This is a genomic window from Flaviflexus sp. (genome assembly GCF_052087705.1).
Taxonomy (GTDB): Bacteria; Actinomycetota; Actinomycetes; order Actinomycetales; family Actinomycetaceae; genus Flaviflexus; species Flaviflexus ciconiae.
Genome location: NZ_JBQCYC010000005.1, coordinates 26,105 through 52,574, shown reverse-complemented (window position 1 = coordinate 52,574; position 26,470 = coordinate 26,105). Strand labels below are relative to the sequence as shown.

The following is a 26,470-nucleotide window of genomic DNA, read 5'->3' as shown; positions in this document are numbered from 1 at the left end:
CTATCAACCGATAGTCTCGCTCGCGCAGCGCCAAGGCCTAAACCCCTATAGCGAAAATTCCCCTCGAATAATCTAAGTATCGCAACTATGCATCGAGTTGTGATCGCTCAGAAATTCATTAGTGACCCAAACGCTTAGCTGGCATAACAGGAGACGAACTGTTTCACGTGAAACAGCAAACCTTCGGTGCTTGGAATAGAACTGATAAGTCAGGTCATATCCTGCAACAATCACATCGCGTGATCGTCCCTCACCAGAGAGGGCGTGCCGCTAGAAGTCTCCGACGCGAGAATCTTCTTTAACTAAAACCCGCGTCGTCCCACCGGGATTCTGAGCGCCTTCCTCTCGCTAGCCCGGACATAAGGTCCTCATTCGGGCGCTTCAGCACAACGATCAGGAACCTGCGACTTACTGTCCCAAGACAACAGAGTATGGATTGTGGAAACAGGTTGAGAGGGCCAATTGAGCTAGCGCCACTTCATTCTGTGCATCGCTCCGTCGCCAGCTGCGGATATAAACCGTATCCTCCTGAATATATTTAGGTACTTGACCTGTCTTTAGACAAGTGAGGGTGCCCAAGCCGTAGAGGCCAGGCACCCTCACTAAAATAACATACTATTATATCATGCTATTTCTTACGTGCTACTACAACGCGCGTAGGTTCGTCGGTTCCCGCCACATCGACGATGTGGAGATCGACTGTTTCCACCTTGTTCTTGCGAAGTGCTGAGCGAGCATCATCAATTTCTAGTTCTGCCCGCTCACCCTTGAGAGCAACGAGAACGCCGCCACTCTTAAGTACAGGTAGAGCCATCGGGACCAGCTTCTTGAGAGCAGCGACAGCTCTCGCCGTGACTGCACTTGCCTGGAACTCGCCATGGAGATCCTGGATCCGCGCTCGGTGGATAGTGAGGTTACTAAGACCGAGGGTATCAACTACTTCGGTTAGCCACGCTACTCGTCGCTCCATAGACTCAACTAGATGGACGTGGGTATCGGGTCGAGTGGTTGCTAGGACGATTCCTGGAAGTCCGCCACCGGAACCTATATCAATTGTGACAGCACGTTCAGGGATGAAGTCGTTGATGGCGGTCGAGTTGAGAATGTGTCTCGACCAGAGCCGTGGCAGTTCGCGGGGACCGATGAGTCCCCGCTCTTCTCCGTGGTCCCAGAGCATTTGGGCATAGGTTTCTAGCTGATCCCAGCTATCGCCAAAGAGCTCTGGACCATTTGCTGGAGTATCGTCCTGGCGCACCGCTACTCGTCGTCCTCGTTCTCTTCGACATCGCCCTCGTTGTCATTCTCATCCGCATTCAGCGTGATGACAACGTGACGATCGGGACCGACACCTTCAGAATCGGATGCCAGGCCAGCGTCAGCAACAGCGTCGTGAACGACTTTGCGCTCAAATGGGTTCATCGGGTCGAGGCTGGTCGGCTCACCGGTCTCGAGAACCTTTTTGATGGCTTCCTTGGCGATACCGAGGACGCGCTCCTTATGGTGTGCACGGTATCCATCGATGTCGAGCATGAGACGTGAGCGCTCGCCGGTCGACGTCTGTACGGCGAGTCGTGTCAGCTCCTGGAGAGCATCGAGGACCTCACCATTCTTGCCGACAAGGCGGCGCAGGCGAGGGTCCGACTCTTCGTCGTTGACAATCGCAACGCTGGCACGGTCGACCTCGACCGTGATGTCAATGTCGCCATCGAGATCGGCAATGTCGAGGAGTTCTTCCAGGTAGTCGGCAGCGATATCCCCTTCGGCATCGAGGCGCTTAACGAGCTCTTCGCGCTCGGTTGATTCAGACATTGGAGTCCTTTTCTGGTTGTGTGAAGCAGGCTCTGCTTCACGAACTAAAACTATTTACCTTCGCGCTTTTCGCGGGCAATACGGCGTTGCTCGGCGCGGCGGGCGGCACGAGCTGCGGCACGTTCAGCAGGTGTCATACCACCCTTATCGACCTCGGTCTCATCGCCAGGATCGGATGTTTCGGCCGGTTCCGGAATCTCCTGCTCGGCGGCCACGACTGCCTCTGCCTGACGTTGCTTCTTCGACTTCTTCTTGGAGCGCTGTGCCGGCTTAGGTTCTTCCTCTACCTCGGTCTCGGGTGTAGGCAGGGGAGCCGGCGTAATTGTTTGCGCTTCTTCCTTGTCGAGCCCCTTGCGCTTGGCACGGTTCTTACCGACTGGTTGCTGACGCTGGCCACGAGGCTCGTCGATAACGGCGGTCGACGTTGATGTGGGCTCCTCAGCCGGTAGTCCCTTCTTGATACGGCGCTCACGGTCGCGCTTCTGCTTGGTCTTGTAAGCTTCGGATCCCGGGGCGGGGGCCTGGGTGATCATGTAGAGTTGCTGACCAAAGGACCAGATGTTGGAAACAACCCAGTAGACGAGAACACCGACTGGGAAGGCAACACCGGAAATAAGGAAGATGAACGGGAAGATCCACAGCATCATCTTCTGCGTGCGGTACATGGGGTTGTCGGAGTTCTTTGACTCCTCAGGCATGTTCTTCGTGATCATCATGCGCTGCGAGAAGAACATGGTGACCGACATGATGACGACAAGGACCATCGCAACAATGCGAACGGTTACTTCATCGCCACCACCGGCGGTGGCGTTGTTGAACGACGCTGCGAGTGGAGCCCCGAAAACCGTGGAGGCCTCAATTTCCTTGGCAAGCGCCTGGTCGAGCGGACCAATTGCACCGCGCTCACCAGCAGCGATCGGCACAAGGTTGTTGAGTACGCGGAAGAGCGCGAGGAAGATCGGGGTCTGAATAAGGAGCGGTAGACAGGCCGCAAATGGCGAGGTGCCAGCGTCCTTGTAGATGGCCTGCATCTCCGCCTGCATGCGCTGCTGGGAGTACGAGTCCTTCTTATTCTTGTACTTTTTCTGAAGTTTCTTCAGCTCGGGTTGGATGAGCTGCTGGGCCCTAGATGAATTGATCTGCTTCTTGAAGAGCGGCAAAATCAGGATCCTGACAACAATCGTCAGTCCGACGATCGACAAAACCCATGTGGGGCCGGCGCCGTCTGGCAGGCCAATGGCGGTCAATCCCATGTGGACCAGGTTCATAATCCACGCGATGACCCACATGATGGGGGAGAGGATGGTATCCAAGGCTCAGTCTTTCCTTGTCTCGGAGTCATGCTTCTTATCGAGCATGTCTGTATCGGTCTGTTTCTGCTGTGCCGCGGGTGGCACGATGTCCTCGCCTGAGTGATGATCTCTGGACGCGGCAGAACTATGTACGTCTTCTTCGTTCCACTTCGTTAAAAGCTCCTCGTGTCCGAGTGGTTCGCCCGGCCATGCTCCCTTCTCGGGAACATAGTCGACCCCACCTTTCGACCACGGGTTGCATCGAAGAATTCGCCAACTGGCTAACAGTGTACCCTTGCCAGCCCCGTGTCTCTCTACCGCCTGCACCGCATATTCGGAGCAGCTCGGATAGTAGCGACATCTCGGCGCAAATCTCGGCGAGATATTCCGCTGATACCAGCGGATCATGCTTGCCATTGCGCGTGAGATGGTGCTCATCCCCGTGCCCTTGCTGCCCTATCCCAGGCTTTGTCGAGATCTGCTCGCAACTCGTCGTATGTACGGCCCCGTGCTGACGGGAAAACTCGAATGACAACACTGCCACCAGCATTCAAATCCTCGATGCGTTCGCGCATGAGGTGCCGGAGCTGACGGGTCAGTCTATTTCTTACTACTGCGTTACCCACCGTTTTCGGCACGACAAAGCCGACCAGGGTCGAATCCTGGTCGGCTTGCTCAGCGTCGCCCGGCGACTGCAGATGAAGCATGAGGCTGGAGGCTTTGCCCCTTACCCCATGCTTAATCGTGGCTCGAAAGTCTCCGGAGCTGCGCATACGGTTTTGCGCCGGAAGCATGAGCCCTCAGCAGCTTAGGCAGAGAGCTTCGCGCGGCCCTTGCGACGGCGGCCGGAAAGGATTGCGCGGCCTGCGCGCGTCGACATGCGCTTGCGGAAGCCGTGTACCTTCGCACGCTTACGGTTATTGGGCTGGAAAGTCCGCTTCACCATGATGTTCTCCACTCGGTCTTTTGGCTTCGGAGCGCAGTACAGCGACTTCCGAAATGTCACGTAACCAGAAAAGCCTAGGAAAAAGCGCGTCAGAGGTCAATAAGAGGGCTCGCGAGGTGAGCAGGTTCACCGAGATTCAGCGTCCTGAAAATTCGTTAATGCGGGAATTCACATCCGGTGTATAACTTTCATCCACAGCTGTGTAATCACACTATTGTAGTTCCAGACTTTCATCAAAGGTCAAGCCGAATTCTGACCTCAAAACTTTTCCACACTTGTGGAAAACCCTGTGGAGAAGTGGGACTCTCAGCGGTGGATAATCCGAAATTCTGGCCTACTATGGACCAGGTAGCCGCACCGGCTGTCGTCATCCCAAGGAGTTCATGAATGTCTGATTCACGCCACGCGCTCGAGGCATGGAATGCGGCAATCGAACTCCTTCGCTCAGAGAACCGCCTCTCGGATTCTCAAACGGCATTCCTTCGCATGGCTCAGCCGCTGGCGACCGTCGACGAGATTTTTATGATTTCCGTTGGTTCTGAGTTCATTAAGTCCTGGCTGGAGCAGAACGCACTCGAGGACATGACCGAGAAGCTGACGGACATTCTTGGACGCAAGGTCCGGGTTCTCACCTCAATTGACTCAACTCTTGGTGAGACCGCTCCTCCTGCCGAGCCCGAACCGGTGGCCCTTAATGAGTCGCCGATTCAAATTGCACCCCAGGTTCCGGTGAGGCCAACCGAGCTCCCGCAGTCCGTTTTGTCAGATCATGACCGTGACAATTCCGCGACAACTCGCTCCTATTCGGAACCGACGGCAGATTACCGACGGGGCGCCGGCCCGATCACTCCCGATCATGTGCTCAAGGCTGCCGGTCTCAATCCGCGCTATAACTTCGATTCCTTCGTTATTGGTGAATCGAATCGGTTTGCTCACGCAACTTCTTTTGCCGTGGCGGAGGCTCCCGGTAAGTCTTACAACCCGCTTTTTATCTACGGCGACTCGGGTATTGGCAAGACCCACCTCATGCACGCGACCGGAAACTATGCGCTGCAGCTGTACCCGGACCTCAAGGTCAAGTACGTTTCCGCCGAGGAATTCACGAACGACTTCATCAACGCCCTGCGCGATGAGAGAAAGCATTCGTTCAAGGAGCGTTACCGCACGATCGATATTCTCCTCATTGACGACATCCAGTTCATCGGCACGTTCGAGCACACGGTGGAGGAGTTCTTCCACACATTCAATGCTCTGTCGAATGCCAATAAGCAGATCATTATTTCCTCGGATGTTCCGCCGAAGGATCTCAATAACTTTGAGCAACGGATGATTTCTCGCTTCGCCTCGGGCATCACGGCACAGATCTCGCCGCCCAACCTTGAGACTCGAATCGCGATTCTCGATAAGAAGGCCGCATACGACAACATTCAAGTTCCGCGCGAAGTCAACGAATACATCGCTGCCCGCATGACCACCAACGTGAGGGAGATGGAGGGGGCGCTTCGTCGCGTCACCGCTTTCTGCGATCTCAACAATGAGGCGATCAGCGTTAGCATGGCCGAGTTCGTTCTCAAGGATCTGATCTCCAACACGGATCAGCTCGAGATAACGGCGGGTCTGATTATGGCTCAAACTGCGGGCTTCTTCGACATCACCATTGAAAACCTGACGTCGGCGGATCGCACTCGTGCCATGGTCAACGCCCGGCAGATCGCCATGTACCTGTGCCGTGAACTCACCGACCTGTCGCTGCCGAAGATCGGCGATCTGTTCGGAGGACGCGATCACACCACGGTCATGCATGCGACCCGAAAGATCTCGGATCAGATGGCTGAGAAGAAGAATGTCTTCGACGATGTGTCAGCACTCACAACTCGCATTAAACAGGCGGCCTCAAAACCCGCTCGCTGATAGGGAAATATCCACTTTTCCACAACAATCTGTGGATAACATGGGATAACTAGCCAAATTTTGTGGATAACTTCGCGAAACTGTGGAAGAATTTTTCATCGAAATGGCTCAATCCACAGGAGGCCCCATTTATCCACAGCTGGGCCCACATCTCTATCCACAGGACAAAGTCGAAGAATATCGCGGAAAAGTGTCATTTCCACAGAATCCACAAGCCCTACTACTGCTACTGCCTATTAACTAAGAGATAAAACTACGAAGTAACAGTGGCTGAAAATGGCTCACGCGATTGCTTCCCGGATTATTGCTAGCGCGGACGCAAAGCCCGGTTAAGTCGCGTAAGGTAAGCGTAGTTACAAGCTTTCAGAGGAAGGACTCTAGGGTGGAACTGAGGGTCGAGCGCGACGTGCTTGCGGATGCTGTCACATGGGCAGCCAAGACAATTCCGAGCCGTCCGGCAATCCCCGTTCTCGCGGGCATCAAGCTCGTTGCAGACGGCGAGGGTGTTTTACGTGTCTCCGCATACGATCCCGAGACGACGGCACTTGTCGAAGCCGAGGCAAGCGTTGATACTCCGGGTGAATGTCTCGTCAACGGACGCATCCTGGCCGACATTTGTCGCGCGCTTCCCAACCGCCCGGTCGATCTGACACTGGACGGTACGAAGCTTGAGGTTGTTTGTGGTAACGCCCGCTTCTCTCTCCACTCCATGGCTCTCGACGAGTACCCGGCCCTGCCGGATACGCCCGACGTCATCGGAACAGTTGACGGAGCGGAATGGCTAGAAGCTGTCACCCAGGTATCGTCCGCAGCTTCGCACGATGAAACCCTCCCGTTGCTCGTCTCCGTCTGCGTCGAGATTGACGGCGAAAACATCACCCTGATGGCAACAGACCGGTACCGTCTCGCGGTTCGAGAGCTCACCTGGTCCCCCGCCAAGACTGACGTTTCCGATCGCATTCTCGTCAAGGCTTCCCGTCTGTCTGACATCGCGAAGTCCTACGGCTCCGCTGGCCAGATCTCACTCACTCTCGATGAGGTGGGCAACGCCAAGATGATCGGTTTTGAGTCCGTGGGCCGGGAGAACACCTCGCGCCTCATCGACGGTGACTACCCGCAGGTTCGTTCACTATTCCCGAAGGAAATCAACGGTTACGCTGTCGTTTCCCGCACCGAGCTGCTCGAGGCAATCAAGCGCTCCCGCATCGTCGTCGAGCGCAACGCAGCTGTGCGCCTTTCGTTCACCGAAGGCCAGGTCACGGTCGAGGCAGGCCAGGGTGGCGACTCTGCGCAGGCGAAGGAAGTTCTCCAGGCATCGCTGAATGGCGAAGATATCGCGATGGCGTTCAACCCGTCGTACCTGCAGGATGCTCTCGCCGTGACGACATCCGACTACGTTCGTATTTCGTTTACTCATGCCAGCAAGCCCGCCGTGGTTTCCGCCCAGGAAGAGCTCGGGGGTGACGACTCTCTGGACTTCCGCGTTCTGCTCATGCCGATTCGGGCATTCGGCGTGAACTAGGGTGACAGATAGGTCGACGGAGTCCGCCATGAGGCGGACTCCGGTTATGGAAAGGAAGAGTTGTTAGCGTGTGGATTTCCAATCTTGCGCTCAATGACTTCCGTTCCTACGAGAGTGCCGTTCTCGAATTCACTCCGGGGACCACGGTCTTTGTTGGTGAAAACGGGCACGGCAAGACAAATCTTGTTGAGGCAATCGCCTATCTTGCAACTTTCGGATCGCATCGAGTAGCTGCCGATAGTGCTCTGGTACGTCAGGGCGGGGCGGCCGCCGTCGTCCGTGCCAAGGTGCACGATGGTGATCACGAGACGATGCTCGAGATCGAGATACTCTCTGGACGAGCAAACCGAGCCCGGCTTAACCGCGGCAATGTGAAGCCCCGAGAGCTACTCGGCATTTTCAAAGCGGTTGTTTTTGCCCCGGAAGACCTGCAGCTCGTCACTGGAGATCCCGGTGTGCGGCGCCGGCTCCTCGATGATATTGCGGTGCAGCAGATGCCTCGGATGGCGGGGATACGCTCCGAATACGACAAGGTTCTGAAGCACCGCACCGCGCTCCTCAAGGCATCCAAGGTTGCTCGTCGACGCGGTCAGCCCATCGACGAGGTCAGTTTCGCGGTCTGGGATGAGAGGCTCGCCGAGCTCGGGGCGCAGATTATTGCCGACCGGGTGGACATTGTTCGGACCCTGCGGCCCCATGTTGGTGAGGCATATCAGCAGATTGCACCCAACCGCGGTGTTCCGCATGTGACCTATCAGGCGCGAGTTGACGAGGCATCGAAGAACATTCCCGCTGCTCAGGATCTGGAGCGGGACGGGTACGGGGCGATGACCGAGATTGAAAAGTCCCTCCTGCGCTCTGACGAGGTCAGGGATCGCTTGCTTGCAGAGATTGGTCAGGTGAAGGACCGGGAGATCGACAGGGGAGTTAACCTTGTCGGCCCCCATCGTGACGATCTTCAGCTGGGGCTCGGAACTCTACCAGCGAAGGGTTTTGCGTCCCACGGGGAAACCTGGTCGTATGCGCTATCCCTGCGTCTTGCCCAGTGGCAGCTGCTGCGTTCCGAAGAGTCGGACCCCGTCTTGATTCTCGACGATGTTTTTGCCGAGCTCGATTCGAAGCGGCGTACCGCTCTCGCGCAGATGGTGCGTGAGTCGGAACAGGTGTTTATTACGGCTGCCGTGGGTGATGATGTTCCCAAGGAACTATCCGGGGCAAGGTTCCGGGTGCATGACGGCAAGGTGGAAGCCGATGAAGTCTGAGGAAGCACGGGCGAAAAACCGGGCGGAGACGGGCGATGATGTGTGCCTTCATGCGCTTGAGTGGGCGCGGCAGATGCAGGAACGTCACGGCTACCGCCGAGTGGGCAAACCCAAGCCCTTTGCCGGAAAGGGTGCCCGACGAGACGAATCACTGATTCCCCGTAAACTTGCCGTTCAAACTCCAGGGCCGGGCTGGGGCGATGTTGGCTCCGGACCGCGACCATCCTGGCGGGATCCGCGTCCGATCGGGGAATCGCTCAACGCATTTGTGAAGGGGTCAGGTTGGTCCCGCCAGCTACAGGTGGCAAAACTCCGTACCGACTGGGCGAAGATTGTCGGTAAAACGGTATCGAAGCATGCCGCTCTCGACAGTTTTGAAGAAGGGGTCCTGACAATCATGACCTCGTCGACGGCCTGGGCCGTGAACTTACGATCCATGATTCCCCTGATTGAGAAGGCAATTGTCGATCACGTGGGTGAGGATGTTGTCGAATCGATCGTCATTAAGAATCAGCCCCAGGTGTCTTGGAAGCGGGGACTGTTCTCCGTCCAGGGCAGGGGCGTGAGAGATACTTACGATTAAGAGATTTGAAATAGGCGAAAACGTTAAATCGCGCTAGAATGGGATGAGTCCTAAAACTAGGTATACCTACCTGTTTTAGGGTCCAGGCCTACAGGAGCCGTTCTAGGCATGTTTCTGAACGGTGGGGGTCTGCGATCAGTCAATGAAGGAGAATCCTGCACGTGGATGACGAACGCCCAAACGAGGAGCATGCTCGACGCCCCGGAACGGTCGATGAAAATCAGGCCTACGACGCTGCGAATATTACAGTTCTCGAAGGTCTAGAGGCTGTCCGCAAGCGCCCGGGCATGTATATCGGCTCAACCGGCGAACGGGGTCTGCACCACCTCGTTTACGAAGTTGTCGACAACTCTGTCGACGAAGCGCTTGCAGGATACTGCGACCACATCAAGATCACGCTTCTTGAAGACGGTGGAGTCCAGGTTGAGGACAACGGTCGTGGCATTCCCGTTGCCATGCATCCCACAGAAGGCAAGCCAGCCGTTGAAGTTGTTATGACGGTGCTGCACGCCGGCGGTAAGTTCGGTAACGGCGGCTACGCCGTATCGGGTGGTCTGCACGGCGTGGGTGTCTCCGTTGTGAACGCCCTGTCGACGCGCATGGAAACAAAGGTGAAGCGCGACGGTAAGAACTGGTCGATCTCGTACCGGAATGGTGTTACCGATCAGCCGCTGACCGCGGGTGAACCGACCGACGAGACAGGTACAACGCAGATCTTTTGGGCCAATGGCGACATTTTCGAGACGCTTGATTTTGATTTTGAGACGCTACGTCGCCGGTTCCACCAGATGGCATTCCTAAACAAGGGACTGCGGATCACGCTGACCGACAATCGGCCCGAGGCGATCGCCGAAGGTGACGAGGTCACCGGTGACGATGAGGGTACGTCGAATGATCCGGTGCAGGGTCACCGGCAGATCTCGTACCGCTACGAGGGTGGTCTTCTTGACTACGTGAAGCACCTCAACCAGATGAAGAAGGTTGACCTCGTTCACCCCGACCCGATCTACCTCGAGTCAGAGGACAATGACAAGCAGATCTCGCTCGAGATCGCGATGCAGTGGACAAACGGGTACTCCGAGGCAATCCATACCTTTGCCAACACGATCAATACGACGGAGGGTGGTACCCACGAAGAGGGCTTCCGTTCCGCTTTGACCACGGTCATCAACAAGTACGCTCGCGAGAAGGGCCTCCTGAAGGAAAAGGATCCGAACCTCACGGGCGAGGACGTACGCGAGGGACTCACGGCAGTCATCTCCGTGAAGCTTGGTGAGCCCCAGTTCGAAGGCCAGACGAAGACGAAACTTGGTAATACCGAGGCACGAACCTTCGTCCAGCAGCAGACCTACCAGCACCTGACCGACTGGTTCGATTCGCATCCTTCCGAGGCAAGGGACATTGTCCGCAAGTCGACGCAGGCCTACCAGGCTCGTTTGGCAGCGAGGAAGGCCCGCGAGGCCACGAGGCGAAAGTCCGTTCTCGAATCTGCTTCGATGCCGGGCAAGCTTAAGGACTGCACGTCACGTAATCCCGTTGATTCCGAGATCTTTATTGTCGAGGGTGACTCGGCCGGTGGCTCGGCAGTGAACGGTCGTGACCCCGCACATCAGGCGATTATGCCGATTCGAGGAAAGATCCTCAACGTTGAGAAGGCACGACTGGATCGCGCACTCTCATCGGACACGATTCAGTCGCTGATTACCGCGTTTGGCACCGGCATCGGGGACGAATTCGACATCAGCAAGCTCCGTTACCACAAGATTGTTTTCATGGCGGATGCCGATGTCGATGGTCAGCACATCGCAACTCTGCTCCTGACGCTCGTGTACCGGTACATGCGTCCTCTCGTTGAGGAAGGCCACATTTACCTGGCAATGCCTCCTCTGTACCGGATCAAGTGGACGAATGCTCCACACGACTACGTGTTCTCCGACATGGAGCGCGACGAGCTTCTTGAGGCAGGCAAGGCAGCAGGTAAGCGGCTCCCGAAGGATAAGACCGTCGGCGCTATCCAGCGCTACAAGGGCCTGGGTGAAATGAATGACCAGGAGCTGTGGGAAACCACGATGGATCCAGAGACGAGAACACTCAAGCAGGTGGAGATTGGCGAGGCCGCTGCCACGGATGAGACTTTCTCGATTCTCATGGGCGAAGATGTCGAATCTCGCCGAAGCTTCATCCAGCGCAATGCGCACGATGTGCGTTTCCTCGATATTTAAGATGTAAGGCAAGTTGTGAGCGAAGATACCGGAATATACAACCACGGGGAAATAGTCGAGGTCGACCTCCAAAGGGAAATGGAAAAGTCCTACTTGGACTACTCCATGTCCGTCATTGTGGGTCGTGCACTGCCCGACGTGAGGGACGGCCTGAAGCCTGTCCACCGCCGCGTCGTTTACGCCATGTGGGACGGCGGATATCGTCCCACCTCGTCGTTCTCCAAATCAGCGAAGATCGTCGGCGACGTCATGGGCCACTATCACCCCCACGGTGACAGCGCGATCTATGACACGATGGTCCGCCTCGTCCAGCCCTGGTCGATGCGTTATCCGCTTGTTGCTGGGCAGGGTAACTTTGGTACGGCTGGCGACCTGGGGGCGGCAGCTCCCAGGTACACGGAGGCCAGAATGGCTCCTCTGGCCGTTGAAATGGTTCGCGATATCGACCAGAACACGGTTGATTTCGAGCCAAACTACGACGGTTCACTTATGGAGCCGATGGTCCTCACGGCACGCTTCCCGAACCTCCTGGTCAACGGGTCCGAGGGTATTGCGGTCGGCATGGCGACAAGAATCCCGCCGCACAACCTGCGCGAAGTTGCCTCCGGCGCCCAGTGGTTCCTCGAGAACCCCGACGTTACAAAGGAAGAGCTCCTCGAGGAGCTCATGAAGCGCATTAGCGGCCCTGACTTCCCGACCGGTGCCACGATTCTTGGCAAGAAGGGGATTGAAGAAACCTACCGGACCGGCCGCGGCTCCATTACCCAGCGCGCTGTCGTCGAAGTTGATGAAATTAACGGACGCCAGTGCCTCGTTGTCACCGACCTCCCCTACCAGGTCAACCCCGACCGGCTGCTGGAGAAAATGGTCGAGGGCATCAAGGACGGCAAGCTCCCCGGAATCGCCGATATTCGCGATGAAACATCGGGTCGCGCCGGCCAGCGCATCGTCATTGTTCTCAAGAGGGACGCGGTTGCGAAGGTCGTTCTCAACAACCTGTACAAGCACACGCAGCTCCAGAACAACTTCCCGGCAAACATGCTGGCACTTGTTGACGGTGTGCCGCGTACCCTGTCGCTCGATGGCTTCATCCGACACTGGGTCAACCACCAGATCATCGTCATTCAGCGACGCACGCAGTTCCGCCTCGACAAGGCCCGGGAACTGCTCCATATCCTCACCGGCTACCTCAAGGCGCTCGACAACCTTGACGAGGTTATTGCACTGATCAGGCGCTCACCCACGGCCGACGCTGCTCGCGAGGCCCTCATCGAGCTCCTCGACATTGATGCCGAGCAGGCTAACGCTATTCTGTCGCTCCAGCTGCGCCGTCTGGCTGCCATGGAGAGGCAGAAGATCCTCGACGACTACGCCAAGGCCGAGGCCGAGGTTATTGATTACGAGGACATTCTTGCCAGGCCCGAACGTCAGCGCTCAATCGTTTCCGAGGAACTCACGGAAATTACCGATAAGCACGGTGATGATAGGCGCACGAAGATTCTGCCGTTCGATGGTGAGATGTCGGTCGAGGACCTCATTCCCGAAGAGGATGTCGTCGTCACGATCACCCGCGGTGGCTTTGCCAAGCGAACGAAGGTCTCGGAATACCGAGCCCAGCATCGGGGAGGTAAGGGCATTAGGGGGGCATCCCTGCGCGGCGATGACGTTGTCGATCGGTTTGCGGTTGCCTCCACCCACGACTGGCACCTGTTCTTCACCAACCTCGGTAGGGTCTACCGGACCAAGGGATATGAGCTGCCCGAGGGTGGCCGCGATTCAAAGGGCCAGCACGTCGCTAACCTCCTTGCTTTCCAGCCCGGGGAAAACATTGTGTCGGCGATTAGCTTCCCGTCCTATCAGGATGCGGAATACCTCGTTCTGGCAACGGCTGATGGTCTCGTCAAGAAGACGCGCCTTACCGACTACGATTCACCGCGAACCGGCGGCCTAATCGCCATTAAGCTTCGCGAACACGTTGACGGTTCCACCGACCAGGTGGTGGCTGCTCGCCTCGTCAACGAGGGCGATGACATTCTCCTCGTGTCGAAGAAGGGTCAGTCCCTACGGTTCACGGCAACCGACGAGACGCTCCGCCCCATGGGGCGCGCAACCTCGGGTGTGACAGGCATGAAGTTCCGCGATGATGACTCGCTACTGTCGATGGATATTGTCCGCGACGATTCCGAAGTCTTTGTCGTGACCGAAGGCGGTTTCGCCAAGCGGACCAGCGTCTCCCAGTACCGCAGGCAAGGCCGTGGCGGCCTCGGCATCAAGGTTGCGAACCTTGTTGAGGAACGTGGCGACCTGGTTGGCGCCCTCATCACGGAGCCCACCGATGAGGTCCTCGTCATCATGAGTTCGGGCAAGATTGTTCGTTCCGCCGTCTCCGAGGTCTCCCTCACTGGCCGTAATACGCAGGGTGTCATGTTTGCTCGCCCCGATTCGACAGATCGCATCGTTGCCATTGCCGGCAATGTGGAGGCTGAAGAAGAGCTCGTCGAAGCTGAAACACCGCCCACCGGTGAAACACCTGAGGGCGAAAATGGTGAAGTACTGCCAGGAGATGAAAATCCGGTGACTTCTACCGAAGCTGAGGACGCGGGCGATGTAGTGTCTACTCTAGATCAGTCGACCGATGAGGATATTGAGTCATGAGTGAGCAGACGAGCCAGCAGCAATCGTCGCAGGTCGCCGGACAACACCAGTCCCCGGCCCCCGAGCAGCGTACGCCGCAGGCAACGACGAAGCCGAGCGGCCGGGGGATCCGACGCGCACACATGACGATCTCAAGGATCGATCCCTGGTCGGCACTGAAGATCTCGTTCCTTCTTGCGGTCGGCATGGGGGTCATGATTGTCATTTCGTCGGTGGTCCTGTGGAACGTTCTTGATTCAATGAACGTCTTTGCCTCAATCAGGGACCTGCTGGAAACTCTCGGTTCCGAGCCGCTCCTCGAGCTCATGCAGTACCTGGAGTTCGGCCGAGTCGTATCCTTCTCGATTATCGTCGCGGTTATCGATGTTGTGTTGTTCACCCTGCTGGGTGGGATCATCGCGCTCCTCTACAACCTCACTTCCATGCTCGTCGGTGGCGTTCACATCACCATTACCGACGAGTAAACGCCGGGGAACTAGCGGATTTCGCAAAACCGTAAACATTACGTTAAGATAACGTTAGTGCCGTGGCCACCAGTTGAATTCATCCTGGTGGCCACGAGACAGTTCAGGGATGTATTCATCCTCACTGTCGGACAGTTTTGTATCGTGGCATGCCGTGAGATAACCTGATTTGGCACGTTACCGCGAGGTAACAGGGGCCTATAGCTCAGTCGGTTAGAGCGCTTCCCTGATAAGGAAGAGGTCGCTGGTTCGAGTCCAGCTAGGCCCACACCCTACTGATTGGTTAACATGAAGAAGTTCGTCGTCATCGCAGTGGCAGCCGGTATCGGCTACGTCACGTGGCTAAAGATTGCGGCGGACCGTGCTAATCAGGCAGTATGGGAACAGGTTGCTGATCCAACACCGGCAATCTAAGGGGCTATGGCGCAATTGGTAGCGCATCTGCTTTGCAAGCAGAGGGTTCGGGGTTCGAGTCCCCGTGGCTCCACAAGGAACGCGGCACGACAGTGCCGCGTTTTACTTTTCCCACAAGAACATCCGCCTTCTCCGAATGTTGACCTGGCTCATTTAGTCAGACACTTTGACACACCACTGGACCTGGGTCGGACCAAGCAGAGTCTGGGTATAACATCCTTCGGCACTTGTCATTCTTCGAGGGTGTCTATACGCAATGGATTCAGCTGAAAACTGGGGCACCAAGTCGGCATTTGCGCGCGGCTCCAGATCAATAAATCTGAGTCTTAGGTGTCGTTACCGCAGAAATAGCGCCCGTCAGCTCGTTGCGTGCGGCGATAAAGGTTTCGGTGTCATTACCAGAATGTCCCACATTCGTAACAAGACGTGAGTTCCACCGTGACTTTCAGGATGAGGGAGACCGGCAATAATCGGTTGATGGAGAACCGTAGAATCGGGACACTAAGCAAACTGTGCAGGTCACCTTAGTCAGACATTTTTGATTGCCAACCCGATACTACAGATTGCGGTCAGATCGGCACTGCTCAAGGAGGCACCTTCTGTCGCCGGGCATTCGATGTCCGTGGGTGAGGGAGTTTAGATAGTAATGAAAAGGAGGCCGACCCCGATCATTGGGGGCGGCCTCATGGAACCTCTTTATAGGACTGGTGTACTAGATCTCGTTAGGCGAAGACCTTCGAGACGGAATCAAGCTTCTCGAGCTCTGCCTCGGTGAGCTTTAGGTCCTTGGCTGCAACGATTGCGGGCAGCTGCTCGGGGGTGGACGCGGAGACAATCGGAGCAGTCACACCGCGTGCCAGAAGCCAGGCTAGAGCAACGGACGTGGGCTCTGCCGAGTGTGCGTCTGCAACCTCAACGAGTGCATCAATGACCTTGAGAGCATCGTCGGTCAGGAGATCCGTTGCGAAGATTGCACGGGCCTTACCCTCGAAATCCTCCCGGGTGCGGTACTTGCCGGTGAGAACACCGGAAGCGAGGGAGAAGTATGAGAAAACTGCCGCATCGCATTCGCGAGCGATCGGGGCGAAGTCCTCTTCGAAGTTCTTGCCGTTAATGAGGTTGTAAGCGGGCTGGATAGCAACCGGAAGGGTCAGGCCCTCGCGGGTAGCGACCTCGAACCATTCCTTCATGCGCTCGCCGGTGTAGTTCGAGAGGGCGATGTGGCGAACACGGCCGGACTGGACGAGCTCGTGTGCGTGCTTGACCTGGTCCTCAATGGAGACGGTCTCGTCGTCATAGTGCGCATAGTAGATATCGATGTAATCGGTTTGGAGGCGAGCAAGGGAGTCGTCGAGCGCTGCTTCAACGTTTTCGCGGCCGAGGCCCCTGCGTGTGGAAAGGACGCCAACCTTCGTGGCGATGATGACCTTGTCGCGGTTGCCACGTTCCTTCATCCATTCACCAAGAATTGTCTCCGAGGTGCCTCCGGGGCTGGTCTCCGACCACTCCGAGTGCGAGTCGGCGGTGTCGATGAAGTTACCGCCGGCCTCAACAAATGTGTCAAGAACCGCGAAGCTCTGTTCGCGATCGGACGTCCACCCGAAAGTGTTGCCGCCAAGGTTGATTGGGAAGATATCGATATTGGTGCGGGGAATGGTGGTCACAGAGTCCTCCTGGCCATGTTTGTATGGACAAAACTTGAATGGCAAGGCTTAATGTTTTCCTCTAGAACCAACCATAGAAGAAATTATTTGCCGTGTCAAGTATATGCTTGTTATGGAAACTGTTTTGCGTAGAATGGGGGCATGGCAGACAGCAATCAGGCCCAGTGGCTTGCCGAAAATGAAGACGAGGCATGGCGTTCCCTGTGGGCGCTCATGACCTGGCTGCCCGTGCGCCTCGATGCTCAGCTCGAGAAAGATGCGGGACTGAGCCTCGCTGAATACCACGCACTTTCGCAGATCTCTGAAGCTCCTGATCGACAAATTCGCCTCAGCGAACTGGCGAAGAATACGAACATGACGCTTTCGCACCTGTCGCGGGTGATCTCCCGGATGGAGAAGGCAGGATGGGTGGAGCGCAAGCCCGATCCGACAGATCGGCGAGCAACAATTGGTTCGCTGACCGAAGAGGGCTGGAATAAGGTCACCGATTCGGCTCCTGCGCACGTTGCCACGGTGCGATCGGTGATTTTTGACCTGCTTGACGACGAGCAGATTGCCGCACTCCGGGAGACCTCATTGATCATCGCTAATGCTGTCGCACCGGCACGCAAGCCCCCTCAAAACGATTGAGCATCCGCGCGGGATCATGCTGGAGCTTTACTTGCTGCTCCAAGAGAATACGCGTGCGAAATGGGCGGATGTCCCGACCCGTCCAATTTGATGATGTTATGACAGCGTTTACTATCATGCGGAAATTCTGGCTCCCGAGGTGAGGAATAACAACGCGCGGTATGGGACGAGTTTCTCCCCGAGGTGCATGCAAACCTTCGACCCGCAGGGGCACGCCGCTAAGTCAAGATTTTGTAACATATCTTCCTTTAGTGAGGTAAAGTACACTGATATCTTTCTAAATCGATAAAATGGCTGGCACTGGCGTCGACCAAGTGAGGACAGCACATGATCCGGTTCCAAGAAGTAGGAAAAACATACCCGGATGGCACAACAGCGGTTGAGAACTTCTCTTACGAGGTTCGAGAGGGCCGGATTGTTGCGCTTGTTGGCGCCTCTGGCTCGGGTAAGACGACGCTCCTTCGGATGGTCAACCGCATGGTGGAGCCAACCAGCGGATCCGTCTGGGTTGATGGTCGTAACGTTTCTGACGTTGATAGAGTGCAACTGCGACGCTCGATTGGTTACGTGTTGCAGGCGGGCGGGCTTCTACCGCACCGCACCATCATCGACAACGTCGCAACCGTTCCCCTTCTGAACGGTGAACCGAAGAAGAAGGCCCGAAGGGCCGCTGAGGAACTGCTTGAACGAGTTGGACTCGAAGTTGGGATGGGGAAGAGATATCCGGCCCAGCTCTCCGGTGGCCAGCAGCAACGAGTTGGCGTAGCAAGGGCGTTGGCTGCAGATCCCAAGGTACTACTCATGGATGAGCCGTTTGGGGCGGTTGACCCGATCGTGCGAAAGGAACTCCAGGTCGAACTGCGCCGCCTCCAAACCGAGCTGGGGAAGACCGTTATCCTCGTGACCCACGACGTCGATGAAGCCTTCAACGTGGGTCACGATGTTGTTCTTCTGGCCAAGGGCGGGGAGATCGTCCAGTCCGGGACGCCCGAAGAGATCCTGTCATCGCCGAAGGATCAGTATGTTCGCCAATTCATTGGCGCAGATCGTGCGGAACGACAGTTCACGATCGAAGAGATTAACGGGCAGCGCCTTATTTTCGATGGCGATGGTCGTCCGGCCGGGATTCTGCAACAGTGACCTGGCTGTCCCACTCCTGGCGAAACGTCCTCGAGCTCCTGCTCGTGCACCTCAGCATTGCCGTTCCGGCAATCATCATTGCCACGCTTATTGCTATACCGATAGGCAGATTCGCATACAGGTTCCCGCGCGTTGGCGGGCCGGTCCTGTCCGCCTCCACCCTCCTGTATGCCATCCCGGCACTTCCCATGCTCATCATCATCCCGGTGATCTTCTCTACCAGCTTGCGGTCCGCCACAACCATCATCATCGCCCTTATTGCCTACGGTGTGGCGCTCCTCGTGCGTAGCGCGGCCGATGGTTTTGCAGCAGTCGATCGCAGTGTCCGTGAAAGCGCCATGGCGATCGGGTACTCAAAACGGCAGATGCTGTGGAAGGTGGACTTGCCGCTGGCAACGCCCGTCATCATCTCAGGCATTCGGGTTGTCACAGTCAGCACCGTCGGACTGACAACCATCGGTGCGCTTGTTGGTATATCGAATCTGGGTAGCCTCTTCACCGATGGATTCCAGCGGGGTATTCCCGCCGAGGTCATCACAGGTATCGTTCTTACCGTTGCCGTTGCTCTTCTTCTCGACGGCATCGTTCAGCTGATCGGACGGCTACTCACCCCGTGGGTCCATGCAGCGGCACCAAAGGGGGTGGGCGCGTGAACATCATTGACGACACTTTTGCCTGGCTCTCCGACCCCAGCCGCTGGTCGGGGGACGGAAGTATTCCCCAACGTCTCCTCGAGCACGTCGGTGTCACCCTTCTTGTCATTCTGATCGCAGGCCTCCTGGCCATCCCCGCCGGCATCGCTATCGGCCACACCCGCCGTGGTAAAGCTTTCGTCATTAGCTTTGCTGGTGCGATGAGGGCAATTCCCTCGCTCGGTCTTCTTACTCTCGTTGGTATCTGGGTGGGTATTGGCCTCGAGGCACCGATCGTTACCCTCGTTGTTCTCGCGATCCCCTCTCTGCTAGCCGGTGCCTACTCGGGGATTGAATCGGTCGATGCTTTGACCGTTGACGCTGCTCGCGCGGTTGGCATGAGCGAAGGCCAGATCATTCGCAAGGTTGAGCTCCCAATCGCGGCCCCGGTCATCGTTGGTGGAATAAGGGCAGCAACCCTTCAGGTCGTTGCGACAGCCACCCTTGCGGCCTACGTGTCGGATTACGGGCTTGGCAGATTTGTGTTCTCCGGTCTCAAGGGCGGCGATTATTCGCCGATGCTTGGCGGTGCACTCCTTGTCACGGCCCTTGCCATCATTCTCGAAATTGTTCTTGCGTTCGTCCACCGGACGTCTCGCCACCTCTCATATCCGGCCGCACGGGCGGCCACGAAGGGAACACCATGAAACGCACAATCGCACTACTCGCCGTAGCGGGCTTGGGCTTGGCGGCCTGTTCGAACGACGATCCGCTCAGCGAAGACAACGGAGGGAATGGGGGAAGCGGTGAAGCGATCGTTATCGGCTCCCAGGACTACTACTCCAACGAGATTATCGCTGAAATCTACGCCCAGGCCCTCGAAGCCGAAGGATACGAGGTGGAACGTGACTACCGCATCGGCCAGCGCGAAGCCTACGTTCCCGAGATCGAAGATGGAAGCATTGACCTGTTCCCCGAATACACGGGACCGCTGTTGCGGTACTGGGAGGGTGAGACCGAGGTCCGGGAGGCTGATGCTGTCTACGACGAGCTCGTTGACACTGCTCCCGAGGGAGTCCGCGTCCTGGAGTACTCACCGGCAACCGACCAGGATGCCTATGTCGTCACGGCTGAATTCGCAGAAGAATGGGGACTGGAAAGTCTCGACGATCTCAAGAACGTCGACACGCAGATCACAGTCGGAGCGAACTCGGAGCTCGAAACCCGCCCGAACGGACCGCAGGGTCTCCTCGAGGTATACGACGTTGAAGTTGGGTTCACTCCCATCGAAGACGGTGGTGGACAGCTAACCGTCAATGCCCTCAAGGACAACGATATTCAGATGGCGATTATCTACACCGCCGACCCGCGCATTGCGGATCCTGAACTGGTCGTTCTTGAAGACCCGCAGAGCCTCTTCCTCGCATCGCATGTTGTTCCGCTTGCCTCGGAGAACATCGATGAACAGGCTGAGGAAATCATTAACAGCATCAGTGCCGCCATGGAGCCCGAGGACCTTGTTGCCCTCAATATCCGATCGGCGGAAGAACAGCTTCCTGCCGAGACTATCGCCTCCGACTGGCTCACCGAAGAGGGTCTTGTTGAGTAAAGTCCTTCCGTAAGCGCAATCCCAGCCGGGGCTAACGCCGATGTCCTCTGAATAAGGACCGGGCGAAAACCCGGCGCAAGTAAAACTACTTTTGACACAAAAACTGAGGGTCCAGAAGCAAATGCTCCTGGACCCTCAGCCAATCTCAGCGGGGATTACCCCGCGTGGACACTACCCAATGCGGATAGCACCCAGAATGGACTACTTGGTGTCCGGCTTACCGAGGTCGGAATCCTTGTCAGACTGGGCGAGGCCAGCCTGCTCGGCAGCCTCAGCCTCGTTGAGCGACGGCTTGTCCACCTTCTCGTCAACCACCGGGTCGGCAACCTGTGCCTGTGCGTCAGCAAGCGGATCAACCGTTGCCTTCTCGCCCGATGCTACGGCCTGAGCGGCAGCGTCCTCAGCGGCGATGTCCTCCCAGTACGCCTCTGCCCACGGGTCCTCAATCGGCTGGTTGCGCTTCCAAATGAAGTAGCCAATACCGGCAGTGGCAGCGCCAACGACGAGCCAGCCGAACTTACGGCTCTTCTTCTTCGGAGCCGGGGGCGGAGTCTGCAGGGCCTTCGAGGTCGCCCCGGACACGGCTACGGCCTTGTCCTTGAGGCTGGAATCCTTGCCGGCCTCTTCGCGGGCAGCATCAGCGGCGGCCTGGACGCGGGGCCGAACATCGTGCTCCCAGCGGTCCACTGCAGTCTCCGTGAGCTCCTGGGCCTTACGGGATGCGGACTCAATGTGGGGAGCGGCCCACTTTGCGCCCTGGTCTGCGTACTGCTTCGCCTGCTTACCGGCCTTGTGTGCATAAACGTTGGCCTCGGTGGTTGCCTTTTCGGCGAGATGCTTTGCACTCTCACCGAAAGTGCCTGCACGGGAGCCAATCAGGTTTGCCCATTCGCCAGCCTGGCGGCCGAGCACATCTCCGAGCTCGCTGGTCTGGGACTTGGCCAGGTCAGGTGCGGTCTTCTTCTTGCCGAACATTCGACACCTCCATATGGATAAAACGATCGTTACGAAGTCTATCTTCCCATCCTGGACGTTCGCTTGGGTTGAGAATCATCTTTTGCGAAATACGCCGATGGCGCAAGGAATGGAGGCTCGGACGGGAAGCTGTTGGGCGAAGGCAAAGGTTAGTGCGAAGATAGGGAGCATGGAAGCAACACTGCATACGAACCATGGCGATATTGTCGTCGAACTGTACCCCAACCACGCACCGGCAACGGTCGCTAACTTTACCGAGCTTGCCACGGGTGAGCGCGAGTGGCAGAACCCGGCCACGGGTGAGCGCACCTCGGAGCCCCTCTACAACGGAGTGGTCTTCCACCGCATCATCCCCGGCTTCATGATCCAGGGCGGCGACCCGCTTGGCACCGGAACCGGCGGCCCCGGCTACAACTTTGATGACGAGATCCACCCGGAGCTTTCGTTCACCGAGCCCTACATTCTTGCCATGGCAAACGCCGGCAAGGTTGGCGGCCGCGGCACGAACGGCTCCCAGTTCTTCATCACCGTTGCCCCGACCACCTGGCTCCAGGGCAAGCACACCATCTTTGGCCGCGTGGCTGATGATGCCTCGAAGAAGGTTGTTGACGAGATCGCAGCCGTGGCGACGAACCCCATGGATCGTCCCCTCGAAGATGTCGTTATTAACTCCATTTCCGTCTCGGCATGAGTGAGTATCCGGATCCGGTGCCGGCAGGTCCACCGCCGGATCCGGATCGTCGCCGACGTCTTAAGAGACCGACCCCGTACGTCACGATCGGGATTATTGTCCTGTGTATCGGTGTCTACGGTGGCGGTCGGCTCTGGTCTGAGCTTGAATCAACCCTGATCTTTGCCCCGTGGTTGGGTGAGGATCAGCCATACAGGTTCCTCGGCTCCGCATTCTTACATGCGGACTTCTGGCACCTCATTTTCAACATGTATGCGCTGTGGCTCGTGGGCCAAGCGATCGAACCCGTCTTTGGCTGGTGGCGATTCACCTGCCTGTACGTTCTTTCCGCGATAGCGGGGAACGTCGCAGTGCTCGCCTTTGCGGACCCGACTGGGGCAAGCTGGGCAACGTTCGTTGTCGGAGCCTCCGGCGCTGTCTTTGGCCTCTTCGGAGCCCTATTCGCGCTCTCAAAGGGTCTGTCGCGAGATACGACTCCCCTTCTCGTCCTCCTGGGCATTAACCTCATTCTCGGATTTGTGGTGGACGGAATCTCCTGGCAGTCCCATGTCGGTGGTTTGCTCGCCGGCCTGCTCATCGGTTACCTCTACACGAAGTCCCGGAGGACCTGGGCAAACGTCCTGGCAACGGTCCTCGTTGCACTCGTTCTGGCTGGCATAACCTTCTACATCTACGCAACATGAATCTGCCCGGATAACGACTTAAGTCCTGAAAGCCGCCCTTCGGGGCGGTTCTTCTTTATCTCACTGTGAACAATTTTTCACACGTGGAAAAAGTTATCCACAGGTTTGTACACATCTGGGGATTATTTCCACGGCACGCATCGTCCCGATCGTTGAAATCTCGGATAACTACATTGATGTAGTTATCCACCTGTGGGTAACTTCTGTGGATAACTTCCTGCTTCTCCACAGCAGTGGATCAAATTGTGGGAAAGTTTCTGATGTGATAATTGGATTTCGTCCTGGGGACAGGTTTTGTTTACGAGAACTTCACCGAGACTCGCCGAGCACTATCCACCGGTCTCCGCGCGTGCGAAGGAACAGCGTCAGGCTCCGCATCCCCATGAACAGTCCCGCGTATCCGCCCCACAGCAGCATGAGGCCAATTCTGCCAAGATCCGCACCGGGCCCGGCCAGTAGAAGTGGCACGGGTGTGTACAGGGCAAGGGCGAGGATCATCATCCAGGCCAGGTACCGAGTATCCCCGGCGCCGATCAGGACGCCATCAAGCATGTAGGCAATCGCTGCGATAGGGAGGCCGATGGCGCAGACAATCAATCCCCAACCAGCCCAGCTGACGACCAGATCGGATCCCGTGAAGACTCTGGGGATAAGGAAAGAGGTGGCCGCAAGGCCAATACCAAGAACTGCACCAGCTCCCACACCCCACCACAGGCACCGGTTAAGAACGTCCCGGACTCGCTGTGACTCTGAAGCTCCGAGAGCTTGGCCCACGAGTGCCTGAGCGGCAATGGCCAGGGCATCGAGCCCGAAGGCCGCGAAGTTCCAGATCGAATTGATGATCTGATGTGCGGCAAGCGCCGTGGTTCCGAGAGCCGTTGCCGCCGTGATGGTGAGGAGAATACTGATGCGAAGCGACAGCGTGCGAATGATCAGCGGAATAGAGTCCTTGAGGGACTTGAGCACACCGGCCCCCGAAGGAAGAAGCGAGACTGAGTGTCGCCGAGCTGAATGAATAACAACCCAGGCGAGTGCAATTCCCATGCCGGTCTGCGCGATTGCGGTTCCGTAGCCGGCTCCCGCGGTCCCAAGGCCAGCGGGATAGATCAGGGCATAGGAAAGGGGAATATTGGCGAGAGCGCCAAGTGTGGCAACCACGAGGGGAGTGCGAGTGTCCAGCATCCCGCGAACAGTTCCCGTCGCCGCAAGGACCGTCAGTATCCCCGGAAGACCCCAGGCACTAGCAGCAAGATAGCTTTGTGCTTCGTGAAGCACCGCCTCCTCGGGCCCGAACCATCCAAGAATGGTGGTTCCGCCGAAGACAAGGGTCAGGTGGAGCAAAACACCAAGCCCAATCGCAAGCCAAATTCCATCCATGCCAAGCCGCAGGGCGCGTTCCGGCTTCCCGGCACCGAAGTACCGTGCCGTCGATGCTGTTGTCGCATAAGACAGGAAGATGCAGATGCCGACAAGGGTCGTCAGGATCGTTGAGGCCAGCGACAGCCCGGCAAGCGAATCCACACCCAGCCTTCCCACAAGCGCTGTATCTACGAGGATCAGAGTCGGTTCGGCGAGAAGAGTGGCAAGAGTTGGCAGGGCCAGGGAGATGATCTGGCGATTGAGGCTTGTGGTCACCTCCACACCCTAATCCCGCCTCAAGTAGAACTTGAGGAAAGCTCGAGGAATGGAGTGTTGTGGATAAACTCGTAATTCTAAGTTATCCACAGCTGTGGATAAGGTTGGGGATAGATTCCCGCCAGATCCTCGTGGAATTACAAGGATGTAATTTAACGCAGTCTGAACTTTGTGGACAACCCGGATGTTTATCCACAAGTTATCCACCGTATTTCGGGCGTGTTTCCACGGAAAACAAGAAGTTGTCCACAGGTTATCCACAAGCAGTTGAATCTCCATCCACCGGTATAGTCCACCTAGAGGGTAAAGGAGAGGTATGACAGAATCCGGAGGCGGTTTCGAGCGCACACCGCCGCAGAATATTGAGGCTGAGATGTCGGTTCTTGGCGGCATGATGCTGTCAAAGGATGCGGTCGCGGACGTAACGGAGATCCTGCAACCGGACGATTTCTATCGTCCCTCGCATGCGCTGATCTTTGAGATCATCATGCAATTCTTTGGGGACGGAGAGCCCGCCGATGCTGTGACTGTCGGTGCTGAGCTTAAGCGTCGTGGCGAGCTCGAGCGGGTTGGTGGCTTGCCCTACCTGCACTCGCTTGTCGCAAGCGTTCCCACGGCCGCCAACGCCTCCTATTACGCATCAATCGTGCGGGAGCAGTCGCAGTTGCGTGCTCTTGTCGAAGCGGGAACGAGAATTGTTCAGCTCGGCTACTCAACCGATGGTGCCGAGGTGGACCAGCTCATCAACATGGCCCAGTCCGAGGTCTATGCGATGACTGACTCGGACGATAACCGCGACTACGCGATCATGAGCGACATTATCGAGGACCTCGTTCAAACGCTGGAGCACAACGAGTCCCGCGGCGGCGAGATCGAAGGTATCTCGTCGGGCTTCCCGTCTGTGGATGCCATGCTGAACGGCTTCCGGCCGGGTCAGATGATTATTGTGGCGGCCCGTCCTGGTGCCGGTAAGTCAACGTTTGCGATGGACGTGTGCCGTGCAGCCGCGGTTCACCACAACCAGCCGGTCGTCTACTTCTCGCTGGAAATGAACAGGACCGAACTGTCTATGCGCGTGCTGGCGGCCGAGTCCAGCGTCTTCCTTGACCGCATGATCAAGGGCAATATGACCCCCGATGACTGGCAGCGCGTCGTTAAGGGCCTCGACAGAATCTCTAAGGCCCCGCTGATTGTTGATGACTCTCCGAACCTCACGATGGCGGAGATCCGGGCAAAATGTCGCCGACTCAAGCAGCAGAGCGATATCAAGCTCATCGTTATCGACTACCTTCAGCTTCTCACCTCGGGCGCGAAGAGTGTCGAATCCCGCCAGCAGGAAGTCTCCGACTTCTCACGTTCCATCAAGCTTCTTGCGAAGGAGCTCGGAGTGCCGATCATCGCGGTTGCTCAGCTGAACCGTGACTCTGAGAAGCGAGAAACAAAGAAGCCGATGGTCTCTGACCTTCGTGAGTCTGGATCGCTCGAGCAGGACGCTGACGTTGTTATCCTGCTCCATCGCGAAGACATGTATAAGTCCCGAGAAGAATCACCGTCGGGTCTAGGTGAAGTCATCGTCGGCAAGCACAGGGCGGGTCCCGTTGGCTCAATCATGCTGACCTTCCAAGGCCACTACGCACGCTTCATGGAGTCCCAGCTTGAGTAATCTGACCGTGCGACCCCGATGACCGTGCGATTTTGAGCTGTCCAATGCTGAAGTAAAGACTGAGATGT

25 protein-coding genes and 2 tRNA genes are annotated in these 26,470 nt (G+C 57.0%); 18 read left to right on the top strand and 9 right to left on the bottom strand.

All coding sequences use genetic code 11. From position 1 onward, the window contains the following. Positions 1–628: 628 nt before the first annotated feature. Genes rsmG through rpmH form a run of 6 tightly spaced genes read right to left on the bottom strand, consistent with a single transcriptional unit; the run spans position 629 to position 4,047 of the window. A complete protein-coding gene (gene rsmG / locus ACTHUY_RS04125) occupies positions 629–1,255 on the bottom strand; it encodes a 16S rRNA (guanine(527)-N(7))-methyltransferase RsmG (protein WP_441654040.1) in 627 nt (208 codons plus the stop codon). 2 nt (positions 1,256–1,257) lie between these two features. Beyond that, complete coding sequence (locus ACTHUY_RS04120; RefSeq protein WP_441654041.1) at positions 1,258–1,809, bottom strand: Jag family protein; 552 nt, start codon at positions 1,807–1,809, stop codon at positions 1,258–1,260. A gap of 50 nt (positions 1,810–1,859) precedes the next feature. Then, positions 1,860–3,122: a membrane protein insertase YidC gene (gene yidC / locus ACTHUY_RS04115; protein WP_441677751.1), complete on the bottom strand. Its 1,263-nt coding sequence runs from the start codon at positions 3,120–3,122 to the stop codon at positions 1,860–1,862. A gap of 3 nt (positions 3,123–3,125) precedes the next feature. Then, positions 3,126–3,509, bottom strand: coding sequence for a membrane protein insertion efficiency factor YidD (yidD, locus tag ACTHUY_RS04110; protein ID WP_441677824.1), 384 nt, complete (start codon positions 3,507–3,509; stop codon positions 3,126–3,128). Between the two features lie 26 nt (positions 3,510–3,535). Further along, a complete protein-coding gene (gene rnpA / locus ACTHUY_RS04105) occupies positions 3,536–3,874 on the bottom strand; it encodes a ribonuclease P protein component (protein WP_441677749.1) in 339 nt (112 codons plus the stop codon). A gap of 35 nt (positions 3,875–3,909) precedes the next feature. Beyond that, positions 3,910–4,047 carry a 50S ribosomal protein L34 gene (rpmH, locus tag ACTHUY_RS04100; protein ID WP_126704341.1) on the bottom strand — a complete coding sequence of 46 codons (138 nt, stop codon included), beginning with the start codon at positions 4,045–4,047 and terminating at the stop codon, positions 3,910–3,912. Positions 4,048–4,434: 387 nt separating this feature from the next. Between rpmH and dnaA the strand changes: the two genes are divergently transcribed. From dnaA to ACTHUY_RS04050, 10 genes are all read left to right on the top strand, one after another. Further along, on the top strand, positions 4,435–5,958 hold the full coding sequence (dnaA, locus tag ACTHUY_RS04095; RefSeq protein WP_441654044.1) for a chromosomal replication initiator protein DnaA: 1,524 nt from the start codon (positions 4,435–4,437) through the stop codon (positions 5,956–5,958). 382 nt (positions 5,959–6,340) lie between these two features. After that, complete coding sequence (gene dnaN / locus ACTHUY_RS04090; protein ID WP_126704343.1) at positions 6,341–7,480, top strand: DNA polymerase III subunit beta; 1,140 nt, start codon at positions 6,341–6,343, stop codon at positions 7,478–7,480. A gap of 68 nt (positions 7,481–7,548) precedes the next feature. After that, a complete protein-coding gene (gene recF, locus ACTHUY_RS04085; protein ID WP_441677747.1) occupies positions 7,549–8,742 on the top strand; it encodes a DNA replication/repair protein RecF in 1,194 nt (397 codons plus the stop codon). After that, positions 8,732–9,325, top strand: a complete 594-nt coding sequence (locus ACTHUY_RS04080; RefSeq protein WP_441654046.1) for a DUF721 domain-containing protein — start codon at positions 8,732–8,734, stop codon at positions 9,323–9,325. Before recF ends, ACTHUY_RS04080 begins: the two co-directional genes overlap by 11 nt. Before the next feature lie 161 nt (positions 9,326–9,486). Next, the gene (gene gyrB, locus ACTHUY_RS04075; RefSeq protein WP_441677745.1) at positions 9,487–11,547 is read left to right on the top strand and encodes a DNA topoisomerase (ATP-hydrolyzing) subunit B; all 2,061 of its coding nucleotides are present in this window, start codon (positions 9,487–9,489) and stop codon (positions 11,545–11,547) included. A 15-nt stretch (positions 11,548–11,562) separates the two neighbouring features. Beyond that, positions 11,563–14,202 carry a DNA gyrase subunit A gene (gene gyrA, locus ACTHUY_RS04070; protein ID WP_441677743.1) on the top strand — a complete coding sequence of 880 codons (2,640 nt, stop codon included), beginning with the start codon at positions 11,563–11,565 and terminating at the stop codon, positions 14,200–14,202. Further along, positions 14,199–14,666: a DUF3566 domain-containing protein gene (locus tag ACTHUY_RS04065; protein ID WP_441677741.1), complete on the top strand. Its 468-nt coding sequence runs from the start codon at positions 14,199–14,201 to the stop codon at positions 14,664–14,666. Before gyrA ends, ACTHUY_RS04065 begins: the two co-directional genes overlap by 4 nt. A gap of 194 nt (positions 14,667–14,860) precedes the next feature. Then, a tRNA-Ile gene (locus ACTHUY_RS04060) sits at positions 14,861–14,934 on the top strand. A gap of 20 nt (positions 14,935–14,954) precedes the next feature. Continuing rightward, entirely contained in the window at positions 14,955–15,080 is a 126-nt protein-coding gene (locus ACTHUY_RS04055) for a DLW-39 family protein (RefSeq protein ID WP_441654050.1), read from the top strand. Next, positions 15,081–15,153, top strand: a tRNA-Ala gene (locus ACTHUY_RS04050). Between the two features lie 649 nt (positions 15,154–15,802). Here the strand turns inward: ACTHUY_RS04050 and ACTHUY_RS04045 are convergent. Beyond that, complete coding sequence (locus ACTHUY_RS04045) at positions 15,803–16,744, bottom strand: aldo/keto reductase (protein ID WP_441677739.1); 942 nt, start codon at positions 16,742–16,744, stop codon at positions 15,803–15,805. A gap of 141 nt (positions 16,745–16,885) precedes the next feature. Here ACTHUY_RS04045 and ACTHUY_RS04040 point away from each other — a divergent pair, with 141 nt between their 5' ends. From ACTHUY_RS04040 to ACTHUY_RS04020, 5 genes are all read left to right on the top strand, one after another. After that, positions 16,886–17,374, top strand: coding sequence for a MarR family winged helix-turn-helix transcriptional regulator (locus tag ACTHUY_RS04040; RefSeq protein WP_441654051.1), 489 nt, complete (start codon positions 16,886–16,888; stop codon positions 17,372–17,374). A gap of 327 nt (positions 17,375–17,701) precedes the next feature. Then, entirely contained in the window at positions 17,702–18,514 is an 813-nt protein-coding gene (locus tag ACTHUY_RS04035; protein ID WP_441654052.1) for an ABC transporter ATP-binding protein, read from the top strand. Then, entirely contained in the window at positions 18,511–19,167 is a 657-nt protein-coding gene (locus ACTHUY_RS04030; protein ID WP_441654053.1) for an ABC transporter permease, read from the top strand. The genes ACTHUY_RS04035 and ACTHUY_RS04030 overlap by 4 nt, the downstream gene beginning before the upstream one ends. Continuing rightward, positions 19,164–19,853: an ABC transporter permease gene (locus ACTHUY_RS04025; protein ID WP_441654054.1), complete on the top strand. Its 690-nt coding sequence runs from the start codon at positions 19,164–19,166 to the stop codon at positions 19,851–19,853. The genes ACTHUY_RS04030 and ACTHUY_RS04025 overlap by 4 nt, the downstream gene beginning before the upstream one ends. Continuing rightward, the gene (locus ACTHUY_RS04020) at positions 19,850–20,755 is read left to right on the top strand and encodes a glycine betaine ABC transporter substrate-binding protein (RefSeq protein ID WP_441677738.1); all 906 of its coding nucleotides are present in this window, start codon (positions 19,850–19,852) and stop codon (positions 20,753–20,755) included. The genes ACTHUY_RS04025 and ACTHUY_RS04020 overlap by 4 nt, the downstream gene beginning before the upstream one ends. Positions 20,756–20,956: 201 nt before the next feature. Here ACTHUY_RS04020 and ACTHUY_RS04015 read toward each other — a convergent pair whose 3' ends face one another. Beyond that, positions 20,957–21,730, bottom strand: a complete 774-nt coding sequence (locus ACTHUY_RS04015; protein ID WP_126704353.1) for a hypothetical protein — start codon at positions 21,728–21,730, stop codon at positions 20,957–20,959. A gap of 169 nt (positions 21,731–21,899) precedes the next feature. On the opposite strand from ACTHUY_RS04015, the gene ACTHUY_RS04010 reads away from it, so the two are divergent. Beyond that, positions 21,900–22,421: a peptidylprolyl isomerase gene (locus ACTHUY_RS04010; RefSeq protein WP_126704354.1), complete on the top strand. Its 522-nt coding sequence runs from the start codon at positions 21,900–21,902 to the stop codon at positions 22,419–22,421. Then, the gene (locus tag ACTHUY_RS04005; protein WP_441654057.1) at positions 22,418–23,104 is read left to right on the top strand and encodes a rhomboid family intramembrane serine protease; all 687 of its coding nucleotides are present in this window, start codon (positions 22,418–22,420) and stop codon (positions 23,102–23,104) included. Before ACTHUY_RS04010 ends, ACTHUY_RS04005 begins: the two co-directional genes overlap by 4 nt. Positions 23,105–23,413: 309 nt before the next feature. On the opposite strand, the gene ACTHUY_RS04000 is transcribed toward ACTHUY_RS04005, so the two are convergent. After that, positions 23,414–24,739 carry an MATE family efflux transporter gene (locus tag ACTHUY_RS04000; protein WP_441677735.1) on the bottom strand — a complete coding sequence of 442 codons (1,326 nt, stop codon included), beginning with the start codon at positions 24,737–24,739 and terminating at the stop codon, positions 23,414–23,416. Between the two features lie 316 nt (positions 24,740–25,055). Here ACTHUY_RS04000 and dnaB point away from each other — a divergent pair, with 316 nt between their 5' ends. Then, the gene (gene dnaB, locus ACTHUY_RS03995) at positions 25,056–26,402 is read left to right on the top strand and encodes a replicative DNA helicase (protein ID WP_441677734.1); all 1,347 of its coding nucleotides are present in this window, start codon (positions 25,056–25,058) and stop codon (positions 26,400–26,402) included. Positions 26,403–26,470 lie beyond the last annotated feature (68 nt).

Excerpts from the sequence above, each read along its gene's own strand:
- ACTHUY_RS04120 (WP_441654041.1), bottom strand. The coding sequence starts at position 1,809 with ATGTCTGAATCAACCGAGCGCGAAGAGCTCGTTAAGCGCCTCGATGCC.
- ACTHUY_RS04010 (WP_126704354.1), top strand. The coding sequence starts at position 21,900 with ATGGAAGCAACACTGCATACGAACCATGGCGATATTGTCGTCGAACTG.
- rnpA (WP_441677749.1), bottom strand. The coding sequence starts at position 3,874 with ATGCGCAGCTCCGGAGACTTTCGAGCCACGATTAAGCATGGGGTAAGG.
- yidD (WP_441677824.1), bottom strand. The coding sequence starts at position 3,509 with ATGATCCGCTGGTATCAGCGGAATATCTCGCCGAGATTTGCGCCGAGA.
- ACTHUY_RS04005 (WP_441654057.1), top strand. The coding sequence starts at position 22,418 with ATGAGTGAGTATCCGGATCCGGTGCCGGCAGGTCCACCGCCGGATCCG.
- ACTHUY_RS04080 (WP_441654046.1), top strand. The coding sequence starts at position 8,732 with ATGAAGTCTGAGGAAGCACGGGCGAAAAACCGGGCGGAGACGGGCGAT.
- ACTHUY_RS04065 (WP_441677741.1), top strand. The coding sequence starts at position 14,199 with ATGAGTGAGCAGACGAGCCAGCAGCAATCGTCGCAGGTCGCCGGACAA.
- dnaB (WP_441677734.1), top strand. The coding sequence starts at position 25,056 with ATGACAGAATCCGGAGGCGGTTTCGAGCGCACACCGCCGCAGAATATT.
- dnaA (WP_441654044.1), top strand. The coding sequence starts at position 4,435 with ATGTCTGATTCACGCCACGCGCTCGAGGCATGGAATGCGGCAATCGAA.
- ACTHUY_RS04040 (WP_441654051.1), top strand. The coding sequence starts at position 16,886 with ATGGCAGACAGCAATCAGGCCCAGTGGCTTGCCGAAAATGAAGACGAG.
- rpmH (WP_126704341.1), bottom strand. The coding sequence starts at position 4,047 with ATGGTGAAGCGGACTTTCCAGCCCAATAACCGTAAGCGTGCGAAGGTA.
- ACTHUY_RS04035 (WP_441654052.1), top strand. The coding sequence starts at position 17,702 with ATGATCCGGTTCCAAGAAGTAGGAAAAACATACCCGGATGGCACAACA.
- ACTHUY_RS04055 (WP_441654050.1), top strand. The coding sequence starts at position 14,955 with ATGAAGAAGTTCGTCGTCATCGCAGTGGCAGCCGGTATCGGCTACGTC.
- ACTHUY_RS04015 (WP_126704353.1), bottom strand. The coding sequence starts at position 21,730 with ATGTTCGGCAAGAAGAAGACCGCACCTGACCTGGCCAAGTCCCAGACC.
- ACTHUY_RS04020 (WP_441677738.1), top strand. The coding sequence starts at position 19,850 with ATGAAACGCACAATCGCACTACTCGCCGTAGCGGGCTTGGGCTTGGCG.